The organism is Allobosea caraganae (genome assembly GCF_003351345.1).
Lineage (GTDB): Bacteria > Pseudomonadota > Alphaproteobacteria > Rhizobiales > Beijerinckiaceae > Allobosea > Allobosea caraganae.
Genome location: NZ_QQTO01000027.1, coordinates 30,709 through 41,979, shown reverse-complemented (window position 1 = coordinate 41,979; position 11,271 = coordinate 30,709). Strand labels below are relative to the sequence as shown.

The following is an 11,271-nucleotide window of genomic DNA, read 5'->3' as shown; positions in this document are numbered from 1 at the left end:
TCAGTTCCTCCCCGCGGCGTCAGCAACAGCCGCGCAGATGCCCGGATAGGCCCCGCATCGACAGATATTGCCGCTCATCCAAAACTGAATTTCTTCGGCCGACCCGGCGTGGCCCTCAGCAATGCAGCCGACGGCTGAGATAATCTGACCCGGCGTGCAATAGCCGCACTGGAAGCCCTCGTGCTTGATGAAGGCTTCCTGGACTGGATGCAGATCACCATTCGAAGCGAGGCCCTCGATCGTCGTGATCTCCGCGCCGCTATGCATGGCGGCCAAGGTGAGACAGGACACAATCCGCTTCCCATTGACGAGAATCGTGCAGGCGCCGCAGGCGCCCTGATTACAGCCCTTCTTGGTGCCAGTGAGTTCAAGACGCTCGCGCATCACGTCGAGCAGCGACTGGCGCGGATCGAGCTCCAAACTGTGACGAACGCCGTTGACGCTGAAGCTGACTTTTGCGGCAATGGCTGCAGCCGGTGTGGGAGCGGCAGCCGGCGTCGTGTTCGCAAACGCTTCCGGGATCGTGGTCGAGGCGGTGACGGCGCCCGCGAGTTGGAGAACGGATCGACGCGACAGCGCTCGTGTTGACGCGATGTCAACGTCGCCACGCGCATCGTCCCAGTACTTGTCATCAGACATGCTGAACCTCCGCAATTACCAGGGTCGAATTGCATCGCAGGCTTGGACGGTGGCAGCCTCTCGCGGCGCAGTCCTTCCTGACCCGGCTTCGCAACAATCACAGGGATCATCGCGTGCAGCGCCATGCCACCCAAGTTTAAAGAGGTTCTATTTTGTTCGGTTTTGTTAAGCGCACGCGCCGCTACACGACAAGGGATCCAAGATTTTTTGCGCCTTTGCGATCATGTGGAGGAAAATAGCGACGGTCTTGTGCCCCGATCGTGGACACCGCTGATCTGCATGCTCAGAAGCCGTCACGCCACTTACGTCACGACGAAAATGAACGTTTCTTTACGTCATTGAACTGGCTCTGACGGGCCGGGAGAGCTCATAACTGGGCTGTCCGAGCGATACTCCGCGCCAAAAAATATCCCAAGCGCGAGCCGGCTCGGCTCCCGCACCGCCTTTTGCGTGCAAACGCGACGACGAACACAGGGAAGTCGAAATGACCAAGAAAACCATCCTCGTCACTGGCGCGGGCTCTGGCTTCGGCAAGGCCGCCGCTCTTGGAATGGCCAAAAATGGCCACAGCATCATCGCCACCGCGCAAGTTTCTTCTCAGGTCACGCCGCTCCGCGAAGAAGCAGCTGCACTCGGCTTGCAAAATCTCCGAGTCGAGCGCCTCGATCTGATGGACCCCTATGATATCAAGCAGGCGCAGGGTTGGGATTTCGACGTTCTCTGGAACAATGCGGGCATGGGCGAGGCCGGGCCGGTTTGGGAAATTCCGCTCGAACTCGTGCGAAAAAACTACGAAATCAACGTCTTCCTGCCACTAACCCTGACCCAGGGTATTGTTCAGCGCTGGGTGCGCGAAGGCAAGAAGGGTAAGGTAGTCTTCACCTCGTCGATGGGCGGCCTGTTCACCCCGGCCAACTGGGGCACCTATGTGTCGACCAAGCATGCGTTGGAAGCGATTGCCGAAGCGCTCCAACAGGAGTTGAGCGCCTACGGGATCAAGATCCAGACCATCAATCCGGGAGCCTACTACACCGGCTACAACGAGACGATGGCGGACAATCCCTTCCGTTGGCTCGATGACTGTAAACATTTCACCAAGCGTGCCGATCTGCGGAAGGGCTTCGACGATTTCTTCGCGACGCCTGAGGGCAAGATGGACCCGAAAGAGATGATCGATCGCATGATCGAAGTCATCCCAGCGGACACCGGCAAGTTCCGGAACGTCTGCCCCAAGGCGATCGAGGACATGCTCAAAAAGCATCAGGTCGCGGCGTGGGACAATCAGATCTAATCGGACAAGCAGGTCGCGGCTCACAGGGATGTGCGTGCCGCGATCTCTCCCTCTTGTAGGAATTCAGATCATGACAATCAGCCAACAACATGTGGACGCGGCCCTGGACGCAGCATGCCGAGTAGCACGGCAAATCGGCGTGCCTATGAACGTAGCGGTCTTGGATAATGCGGCACATCTCAAGGCCTTTGTCCGAATGGACGGTTCGTTGCTCGGATCGATTGACATTGCCTTGGGCAAAGCGCGAACAGCTGCACTATTCGGCATGGCTACTGAGGCCGTCGGCGAGTTTTGCAAACCAGGCGGTACCTCGCCGGGACTGGATCAGACGAACGGGGGGTTGGTCGTATTTGCGGGAGGGATTCCGTTTCATGCGCCCGATGGCACCTTTCTCGGCGCGGTCGGCGTGTCCGGCGGCGCCGTTTCGCAAGATCTACAGGTGGCGCAGGCGGCGGCCGCTGCTGCCTCCTCGATCTGATCCTCTCCTTTGCGGAGTTCTCAAACCTGAAAATTGATGGAGGACGTCATGCTAGCTCGCAAGACGGCAATTGGCCTTGTGGCGATCGCTATTATAGGGGGCGGACTGACGACCCCACGCCAGACGTACGCTCAGGCCAGTGTTGAAGATCGGAACAAAGCCCTTATCGCGCAAAGCTTCGAAGCTTGGCGTAACGGTACCGGGGGGCCGTATGGCCTCTTAGCCGATGACGTCAGCTGGACAATCACCGGCAATTCATTAGCCGCACGTACCTATCTCAGTCGCGAGGCGTTCCTCGGTGAGGTGATCAGGCCGTTCAATGCTCGAATGTCCACGCCGCTGTCGCCTACGGTCAGACAACTGTACGCGGATGGCGACACCGTAGTTGCTCTTTTCGATGCGAGCGGCACGGCGCGCGACGGAAAGCCCTATGCCAATACCTACGCTTGGTTCCTCGAGGTTAGGGATGGCCGCATCACTCGTGCGCATGCATTTTTCGACAGCATCGCTTTTGATGAATTCTGGCGTCGGGTGATGCCCGTACAATAGCAGCTCAGTGCTCATGCCTTGGAACGCATCTCGCGTGAGAAAGACCGTGTTGGTTCGTTCACGCGCGGGAGTCCCGATCAACGGCACCTGTCCAGCTGACTCGATGAACTCGGGATTTGGAATGAGCGAGCTATTAGCTAGCGGGGCCCTGTCGGCCTTCCTCCAGGTGATTATGATTGACCTGGTGCTGGCCGGCGACAACGCTGTCGTGATCGCGCTGTCAGCGGCGGGCTTACCCAAGGAGCAACGCAACAAGGCCATCCTAGTGGGGATCATCGCGGCCACAATCCTTCGCATCACCTTCGCGGGTCTCACCACCCAGCTCCTAGAAATCGTGGGCCTCCTATTTGCCGGCGGTATTCTTTTGCTTTGGGTGTGCTGGAAAATGTGGCGGGAACTGCGGGTTGGTATACGGCGAACGACGTGAAGCCTGAAGCGGTCCTGGAAAGCCGCGAAATCGACCCAAGTGGGCGGATCGCTGAACGGGCCCCGCACAAAACCTTCGGCCAAGCTGCTTGGCAGATCGTTGTCGCCGACGTGTCGATCTCGCTTGATAACGTTTTAGCCGTGGCAGGGGCCGCACGAGACCACCCCCTCGTGTTGGTCCTCGGCCTTGGATTGTCAATTGCGCTGATGGGGATCGCCGCGAGCTTCATCGCAAATCTACTGCAGAAGCACCGCTGGATTGCCTACATTGGTCTAGCAGTTGTCCTCTATGTGGCTTTAGAGATGGTCAATCGAGGTTGGCTGGAAATCTGGCCAATGTCGTGGCCGAGGGCTTCATGACGACGCCGAAGGTCGGGGCTGTCGATCCGATGGCCTATGAGACCTTCCAAATCAGTGGCTGGATTCGTCGATATCTGCATTTCTACCTCTTGATTCCCTGCTCGTGAATTCTCCCTGAGCCGCCCCCCCGCCCCAAATGCATTCCAACCCTCGCAACCAGATCGTCCGCCTTCGCCCGAACCGCTTCACGGCTCACCATGGACTGCAGAGCGAGGATCGGCCACGTCAGCGACAGACGATCAAGACGCAATCGAGACATTGCCTCGCGGAGCAAGCGCACTGCCTTTCGAGCATAGTCTGCGCCAATGCCCGAGCGCTCCGCAGCTTGCCGGATCACACCGTCCCGGATGAAGCCGCGTTGATCCTCGACATAATCGACGACGTTGGATTTTTCGCGATATCTCGCCGCCTCGCCAAAGAGCTTTTCCAGGATCGCTGTCGCGGTTGCCGGGAGACGCGGATCGGCCTGACGCTGCCGGCACATCGCATCCAGACGATCCTTCTCGACCACGACCCGCGCGTCGTGGCGATGGCGGCTGAGTCCGACGTAAACTTCCCGCGCGTCCGTCGAACGTGCCACATAAAGAACCGCGGCTGGCGCGGTTCTTCCCTGAGCGGCATAGGCGGTACCAGCGAGAGCATGCACGATCTTGGGCGGCGCGGGTTTGCGCCCAAAGCGCGGCTCGCGCGAGAGCGAACCCCAGGCGACCTCGAGCCGGCTCCCGTCTTGATGCGCAAGCGTCAGCAGCGTCTGACCGGATGCGTCCCGACCGATCGCTTCGACGATGGCCTGATGGCCGTTGCGAATGCCGTGGTGGACCAGGGTCTCCCCGAAGCGAAGACGGTCACCGACGGCCAAGGGCAGCGGCACAATTTTATCAGATCGATCGAGCGCGCGCAGCTCGATCAGGTCCGGACCAAGCTTGTTCTCTTCCCGCAGGATCTGGCGGGCTTTTTGGTTGAGCGACGCTGCATCGGCGTTGCGACTGGTGACGATGAGCACGTCGTCACCATGCTCTGAGCGCTGCTCCTGCCACAGCGCGATGACGCGATCCTGGGCGGCCTCCGCCCCCGACACCAGCTCGATGCGATCGTTCATGGCATAGGCGCGCAAGCCCGCCTCGGAGTCGCCTTGCGCCATGACGACAGTTGCCGCGCGCTGCCAATCGACCTCCTGGCGCCGAACCTCGTGCATGACCGCAGAGCGTTCGACGACGTCCGCGACCACCCGCAGCGCGCTTGCCCCCGACACGGATGCGAGCTGGCGACGGTCGCCGAGCAGCAGGACCTTTGCGCCGGAATGCTGCGCAGCCGTCAGCACGGCTTCCATATCGCGGGTCCCGACCATTCCGGCTTCGTCGACGATGATGAGCGTCGATGCATCTAGTGGCTTTGCTTTTCCGCCATCATGGTCGTGGCGCCAACGCGCGATCGCCTGCGCCTCGATCCCGGTCGAGGCCCCGAGTTCATCGACAGCGATCCATGCCGGCGCCAGTCCGACCACGGTCATGCCCGATTCCCTTGCGGCATCGACGATCGCCCGTGCCGTCGTGGTCTTGCCCGTGCCGGCACCGGCTTCAACGATCGTCACACCATCGCGGCCGAGAACGTGTCGCGCGGCCTCCCGCTGCTGCTCAGATAGATGAGGCGCACGCGCCAGGGCGCGGTCCATCGCCTCTGCCGTAAGCCAGTCGCGTTCGTTGAGCCGATGGGCGGCACGAAGCATGGCTGCCTCAGCCGCTGCGATCCCAGGCGTCGTCCAACGCGCCGATGGCTCATCGCCACTCAGCGCGATCATGGCGCCTTCACGCTCCAATGCTGCAAGTTCGGCTTCGACGGTTTCAAACGCCTGACCGTCGAGCGATGCCAGTTCAAGGCTGGTCTGGAGCAGCGCTTTGCGGTCGATGACGCTCTCATGCCGAAACAGAATCGACGCAGCTCTGGCAACAGGGCCGTCCCCCTTGACGTCAGGCGGATCGAACGGCCGCTCGGCATCGTGGTCGAGATCATGCGCCTGCGTGCGATCGCGCGCCCGGTCCAGAGCCTGCGCCCAGGGATCGGCGGCAAGCGCGGCAAGTTCGTCCTGCCAGCGCGCCTCGAGCTCCTCGCCGGTCGGAACCAAATCTTTCCCTCTGCGAGTGGCGAGTGCGGCGATCTCCTTTTGCGCGCCGCTGGCATCGGGGCCAGCGTACGCCTCGATCTGCGCGGACCGTTTCGAAAACGCGGCAAGCACCTCGGAGGCTATGCCTGCGATCTCCCATTGTCCACGACCCGCCTCCCGATACGCAAACCCAAAGGTCGTTGACAGTTCGCGGGACAACGCCGCCCTGTAAGCAGCGCCTGCGACAAGCTGCCAGCTGAACAGTTTCGTGGTCTCGATTGTGAGATGGTCGAACCGATATCGTCCCGATCGCGTCGGAAGCGGAGACCCGGCGACGTTCAAAACCACGGCGTGGGTGTGTAGATTGGGGTCGCCTTCGCGCGTCGTGTAGTGATCGTATCTGGCGACGATCAGATCGGTCGGGGCATGGCGCTGGCTGCCGCCGGCACCGCTGCGGACCTCGATCAGCCCCTCGCTCACGATGAATCCAAGCGCCTCGTCGATCGCCTGACGATGGGCCGCCTCGATCAACGCGCGCTGCTCGGCGGTGCCCGCCATCCATAGCACCGATACGCTTTTCCCAGGCGTCATCGTCAGATCCACGCCCGCCCAATGGGTCGGGCCTGCACCGCGCACGAGCGGCTGGCCGGTGCGCGGATCGACTCCGGCACAGAGATCACGGAACGACGCGTTGTCGATCGGCGCATCGTGGCGAACGACGGTCCCGGACGTCGTCCACCACACGCCGCCGCCGTCGCGGGCATAGTAGTCGTCCCGGCGATCGGGTCTGGCCTCGCGCTTGCTGTCGGAGGTGTAATACGCGGCAGCCTGCGCCCCTGCGCCGAGACGATGCGGCGAGAGCATCAGGCGCCTTTCCTGTAGCGGCAGAACGCGCTCAGATCGATGCCCTCGCCACCGGCCGCCTCGATCGCTCCCAGAGCTGTCGCCATTTCGATCAGGGCCCCGTCGACCTGTTCGATCCGCTCCAGCACGACGCGGTGACGGATCGCGGTCTCGATCTGCTGGGCGATGCAGTCGGCTGCCAAACTTTCTAGCGTCCAGCCGCGCTCAGTGGCGGCCTTTCGCAGTGCAGTGGCAACGTCCGCCGGCAGGATGATCGTGAGGGAGACGGGGGCGGGCGTGCTGGCCATGATGGGCGAATCCTGAGACAAGGCCCCTGCGACGGACCTGAGGCCGCCGGGGGCGAATACAAGCCGCCTTGGGCGGCAATCGGGCGGCTGGTCACCGAGAAGCACTCTCAGTGCGTGTGGTGTGATACCCTACAATCTGCTGCCTTCTTCCTGCCCTAGGGTTGCCTCTTGCAGCCCCGTGTTGCCCTTTGCAGCCCCTATCGCCAGTAGCTACGGGCGTAGAGCTGCGTCCAGGCATAGCCGCGGCCAGGGATCCATAGCCTCTCAGTCGCGATACCGTTGCGCTGCTTGATGCCGAACTTGGTCCCCGCTGGAATTTTCATTCGTAAGAGACCACCTTCCGGCATCCGGAACGGTATCTCCTCGGTCTCGGAGTGGATGTAGGCGGTCGCGGTTGCCTGCCATCCGGCAGTGACGAACAGGATCGACAAGGCCGCGCAGGCGATACCTGTTGCGAACGTCGCCTGGCTGAGATCATCCAGCCAGGATCGCCGCGCCAGCCACGACCGACGCCAGCGCCAACGTAGTCTCCTGATCGGGAGCTGTACCTGGACCGACCGACGCAAGGTTGCCCGATCGGCTGCCACGAGGTCGACGTCGTTGATGTGGGCCAACCGTGCCTGAGGGCTGAGACGCATCAGCTCTTCCAATCGCGACCGGCTTGCCTGCTCCAGCCGTCGTTTCGCGGCGTCTGCATCTGCCCTCGCTGATGCGACCCGTCCGCCTGGACCGTTCCCGTGCTCATAGTTGCTCATAGGCTCAACCCACCAGCCATTTGGCGGCCGGCAGGACGGCCTCCATCGTATCGGCGCGCAAGCGCGTCAGATCGGCGTAGACCCGGCTGCCGAGCGCGACCCCGTGCCGATCGATGAGCTTTGCGATATCGAGCTTGGGAATCGATGCGAGGCCGCCGGCTTGCAGCACGGCCACGGCGTGATCTTCCATCGCGTGCTCGGCCAAGGTCGTGACCGTCGCGCCATCGGCGATCTTCGCGATCGACTTGGCGTCGACTTCACCGTGGAGTCGGTTCTCGATCAGGAACCGTGTCGCCGTCAGCGGCTTTGCCAGCATCATCAATCGCGGCGCCTCGGCGAGAGCGCCGGGTTCGGCCGTAACGAGGACGACGACGCCGAGCTGGATCTTCAACGACGTCAAGGCGGCCGAGAGAGAACCCAGCACGCTCATGAGCGAGGCCGAGGTATTGGCGCCGACGTCGATGATGGTCGGTGTCGTCGCCTTTTGCATCGCCGTGATGACGCCATCGAACTCCGCTCGGGCCGCTTTACCGCCCGAGAGATCGATCGCGGCACGATCGGCGCGCATCGGAAAGAAGGTGACGCGCTCCTTCAGCTCGATCAGACGCTGGCTCGCATCGACCTCGATGACGGGTGCTTCCGGCACGGCTTCGGCGAGCGCTCGCGTCGTCAAAGACTTGCCGACGCCACCCTTGTCTTGGACGACGAGTAGAATGCGTGTCATCGTTCGCTCTCTTTCATGAGGCTGCCGAGCGAAGCCAGCCGTTCGCGGCGCAGATCGGCTTCGGTGGGGATCGTCGATAGAGCTGGTAGTTGCGCAGGCGCGGAGAGTTCTGCGGCGAGTGTCAGGGTCGAGGTGACCGTCGACAGGTCGGTGCGGGTCGCACGTCGCGTGGCCTTCGTCTCGCGCCGGCGCTGTTGGCGGCGAACGCTCGCGATCAGGCCGGTGAGCTGGCGCCCGGTTAGAGGCCGGCCGCTACCATGGAGCACGTTTTGTGCTGCCAGGCCCACGGCGATGTCGACCCAACTGAAGCCTGCTGCATGCAGCGCCTCCAGTCTGCCGAGGTTTTCTCGCACGATGGCCATCGCGCCCGTGGCAGGTCGCCCCCCGGGGCCGAGGCCCGCGGGGTGGCTTTTGCGAAGGCAAGCCACGTCGCGCGAGAGCCTGGTCAGGTCGAGCTTTTGCACGCGTTACCCTTGCGCCTGCGCGACGGGCACGACGAAGTCCAGCAGGCCCTCGAACCGGGGGTCGTCGTAGGAGAGCGTCTTGTCCAGCAGCAGCGGATCGCTGGTGACGCCACGCTTGTTGACGAATGCAATGGTCTTTTCCTGCAGCAGTCCCGCAAGGCTGCTCGCCGGAACGAGCTCCATCGCCGTCGGCTGCGAGTTCGTGGCCGGCTTGCCCGTCGAGGCGTCGCGAGTCGTTGAATCGACGAACCCCGAATAGGTCCCCAAAGCCTTCGACCAGTGCTCGGCCTCTTCGGGATTGGCGCGGGGTAAGTTGAACAGCGTCACGACCTCGGCGGTGTCGGTGAAAATCGTGGCACCGGATGGCCCGTAAGCCTCGACGAGCTGCTGCCGGCTTTGCCAGAATGTCCAGATGCTGGCGCCATAGCCCGGCAACTCGCCCGCGCCCTTGAGAAGGGCCTCAAAGCGGCCCAGCACGAAGGCCTCGTCGATCATGATCAGGATCCGTTCGCGGGGCCGATGGCGCCGAATGCTGGAGAACAGGTCCGACAGCAGCCAACGCACATAAGGCGCGAGGATCGTGCTGCGCTCGTCGGCCGGCAGGACGATGAACAGATCGGTCTGGCCGGAACTGAGATCGGCGATGTCGAAGGTATGATGATCGACCACCGCCTGCATCTGCGGATCAAGCGCCCACTGAAACGCCTGCTGGGCGGTGGCGATGATCCCCCCACGGGTTTGCTCAGCCTGGCTGTCGAGCGTTGACATCGCATCCCGCGACAGAGCGTCGGTGCGCCCCTGAAGCGCTTTGCGGAATGAATCTTCGTCTTGCATAAGTCGCGCTGCGGCAATTGGATCATGACGTTCGTCGATGATGGCGACCGCGAGAGCCGCCGCGATCATCGCGCTGGCGCGGTTGCGAAAAAATTCGCTAGCGGCGCTGCCGCCTGCCGTGTCGGGCAGCAGCGCTCTGGCCATGGCCAGAAGGTAGGTCACGTCGCCGGCTTTCTTATGGAGCAGGGGGTTCCATCTGTCGCCGCCTTCGACCATCCCGAAGGGGTCGAGGCAGCGCACCGTCTGGCCGAGCGCTTCACGGCGCGCCCTGGCGGCGCAATAGGCATCGCCCTTCGGGTCGATCACGACGACGGGGCCGCCGAAGGCGCCCGGCTCCGCCAGGGCCAGGTTCGGCAAGACGAGACCGTTCGTCTTGCCCATCCGCGGCGGCGCGATCGTCAGGAGATTGCCCTCGATCGCAATGCGCACGGCGTTGCCGGTGTCCGGATCGAGCCCGATCTCGATACCGCGAGTGAGCTGGGCGAGCACGCTCGGCGAGGCCCATTTCGCATTCCCGAACGGGCCGTTGGGGTCGCGCCGCAGGAACTGCGGCGCGACCATAATTGTGGCGGCGGCGTAAGTGCAAAGCAGCGCCCCCCAGCCGAAGAACCACCAGTAACCACCTCCAGGCAGCATCGGCGCCTGGCCAACCGCCATGGCGCCGTAGAGATTGGCAATTGCTCCGAACTCTCCGTTCAGGATGCCGCCAAGATAAGTCGCGGGTGTCGCCGCTAATGGGATAAATTCGTCCCGAAGTGTTCGGGTACTCGGCCACCCGCCCTGATCGAAGCCATGGGTGGCGACGAAGCTTACTGGGTAGACGATCACCAGAGAGAGAATGGCTAGGATGGCAATGCGGAAGCCGCGAGCCGGCAGGTCGGGACGAAACATCGGAACGCCTACGCCTTGCCGTTGAGCAGGATGAACTTGCGGGTGGCCCAGGCGTTGCTCAGCGCCACGTCAAGCTCGGCTTGAGTAAAGCTGGCAATGATTCCGCGGCCTTCCTCGTGGTTGGGCATGTCGATGTACGCACTGACGAAAAAGTCACTGCGGTCTCGATGGCTCATTCCGTCCAGACGCTTGATCACCGCCGCGATTTGGGTTGAACCAACCGCGCCGCCGCCTTCCTTTTCAACCTGCTTCACGCCGGCTTCGACTGCTTCCCTCGCAACAGCGACGACCGGTATCGTGAAGTTGGGATCGATCGGATGCTGAAGAAGCATTACGACGCCATCGTCGTCGAACGACGCACGCTGTTGGCCTGAAAGCGCCGACATGTGATTCGCATCAAGCCACTGCGCGGTCGGATTGGTGGCTTTGACCACCATCGCGTTGCTAACGCCATGCTGTTCTTCTAACGCAGAGACGACATCGCGCTGTTTGTGTTCTGCATGAATATCAGGGTTTATAAGTACGATGTTGGGGCGATCGGCGCGGGGTGTATCGGTAGGATTTGTTGGCATTGGTGATCTCGCAGGAAAGAATACGGGATCCGTCTC

11 protein-coding genes and 1 pseudogene are annotated in these 11,271 nt (G+C 62.4%); 4 read left to right on the top strand and 8 right to left on the bottom strand.

Going from position 1 to position 11,271, the window contains the following annotated elements; all coding sequences use genetic code 11:
* Window positions 1–639 (bottom strand): (2Fe-2S)-binding protein, encoded by a 639-nt coding sequence (locus DWF00_RS19995; protein WP_114832088.1) that lies wholly within the window; start codon window positions 637–639, stop codon window positions 1–3.
* A gap of 484 nt (window positions 640–1,123) precedes the next feature.
* Between DWF00_RS19995 and DWF00_RS19990 the strand changes: the two genes are divergently transcribed.
* The 4 genes and pseudogenes from DWF00_RS19990 (at window position 1,124) to DWF00_RS19975 (ending at window position 3,743) form a co-directional block, all read left to right on the top strand.
* Complete coding sequence (locus tag DWF00_RS19990) at window positions 1,124–1,930, top strand: SDR family oxidoreductase (RefSeq protein WP_114832087.1); 807 nt, start codon at window positions 1,124–1,126, stop codon at window positions 1,928–1,930.
* 70 nt (window positions 1,931–2,000) lie between these two features.
* Complete coding sequence (locus tag DWF00_RS19985) at window positions 2,001–2,408, top strand: GlcG/HbpS family heme-binding protein (RefSeq protein ID WP_114832086.1); 408 nt, start codon at window positions 2,001–2,003, stop codon at window positions 2,406–2,408.
* A gap of 48 nt (window positions 2,409–2,456) precedes the next feature.
* Window positions 2,457–2,957, top strand: a complete 501-nt coding sequence (locus DWF00_RS19980) for a nuclear transport factor 2 family protein (RefSeq protein WP_114832129.1) — start codon at window positions 2,457–2,459, stop codon at window positions 2,955–2,957.
* 121 nt (window positions 2,958–3,078) lie between these two features.
* Window positions 3,079–3,743, top strand: a pseudogene (locus tag DWF00_RS19975) (TerC family protein).
* An 82-nt stretch (window positions 3,744–3,825) separates the two neighbouring features.
* Here DWF00_RS19975 and mobF read toward each other — a convergent pair.
* From mobF to DWF00_RS19940, 7 genes are all read right to left on the bottom strand, one after another.
* Window positions 3,826–6,708, bottom strand: a complete 2,883-nt coding sequence (mobF, locus tag DWF00_RS19970; RefSeq protein WP_245974121.1) for a MobF family relaxase — start codon at window positions 6,706–6,708, stop codon at window positions 3,826–3,828.
* Window positions 6,708–6,995 carry a hypothetical protein gene (locus tag DWF00_RS19965; protein WP_114832084.1) on the bottom strand — a complete coding sequence of 96 codons (288 nt, stop codon included), beginning with the start codon at window positions 6,993–6,995 and terminating at the stop codon, window positions 6,708–6,710. The genes mobF and DWF00_RS19965 overlap by 1 nt, the downstream gene beginning before the upstream one ends.
* A gap of 197 nt (window positions 6,996–7,192) precedes the next feature.
* Window positions 7,193–7,633 (bottom strand): hypothetical protein, encoded by a 441-nt coding sequence (locus DWF00_RS19960; protein ID WP_114832083.1) that lies wholly within the window; start codon window positions 7,631–7,633, stop codon window positions 7,193–7,195.
* A gap of 121 nt (window positions 7,634–7,754) precedes the next feature.
* A complete protein-coding gene (locus DWF00_RS19955) occupies window positions 7,755–8,423 on the bottom strand; it encodes a hypothetical protein (protein ID WP_245974119.1) in 669 nt (222 codons plus the stop codon).
* Between the two features lie 47 nt (window positions 8,424–8,470).
* Window positions 8,471–8,938 carry a hypothetical protein gene (locus DWF00_RS19950; RefSeq protein ID WP_114832081.1) on the bottom strand — a complete coding sequence of 156 codons (468 nt, stop codon included), beginning with the start codon at window positions 8,936–8,938 and terminating at the stop codon, window positions 8,471–8,473.
* A 3-nt stretch (window positions 8,939–8,941) separates the two neighbouring features.
* Entirely contained in the window at window positions 8,942–10,663 is a 1,722-nt protein-coding gene (locus DWF00_RS19945; RefSeq protein WP_114832080.1) for a type IV secretory system conjugative DNA transfer family protein, read from the bottom strand.
* A gap of 8 nt (window positions 10,664–10,671) precedes the next feature.
* Window positions 10,672–11,235, bottom strand: a complete 564-nt coding sequence (locus DWF00_RS19940) for a hypothetical protein (protein ID WP_147283811.1) — start codon at window positions 11,233–11,235, stop codon at window positions 10,672–10,674.
* Window positions 11,236–11,271 lie beyond the last annotated feature (36 nt).

Coding starts and splice junctions, on each gene's coding strand:
- DWF00_RS19945 (WP_114832080.1), bottom strand. CDS start 10,663: ATGTTTCGTCCCGACCTGCCGGCTCGCGGCTTCCGCATTGCCATCCTA.
- DWF00_RS19965 (WP_114832084.1), bottom strand. CDS start 6,995: ATGGCCAGCACGCCCGCCCCCGTCTCCCTCACGATCATCCTGCCGGCG.
- DWF00_RS19995 (WP_114832088.1), bottom strand. CDS start 639: ATGTCTGATGACAAGTACTGGGACGATGCGCGTGGCGACGTTGACATC.
- DWF00_RS19990 (WP_114832087.1), top strand. CDS start 1,124: ATGACCAAGAAAACCATCCTCGTCACTGGCGCGGGCTCTGGCTTCGGC.
- mobF (WP_245974121.1), bottom strand. CDS start 6,708: ATGCTCTCGCCGCATCGTCTCGGCGCAGGGGCGCAGGCTGCCGCGTAT.
- DWF00_RS19985 (WP_114832086.1), top strand. CDS start 2,001: ATGACAATCAGCCAACAACATGTGGACGCGGCCCTGGACGCAGCATGC.
- DWF00_RS19960 (WP_114832083.1), bottom strand. CDS start 7,633: ATGCGTCTCAGCCCTCAGGCACGGTTGGCCCACATCAACGACGTCGAC.
- DWF00_RS19940 (WP_147283811.1), bottom strand. CDS start 11,235: ATGCCAACAAATCCTACCGATACACCCCGCGCCGATCGCCCCAACATC.
- DWF00_RS19980 (WP_114832129.1), top strand. CDS start 2,457: ATGCTAGCTCGCAAGACGGCAATTGGCCTTGTGGCGATCGCTATTATA.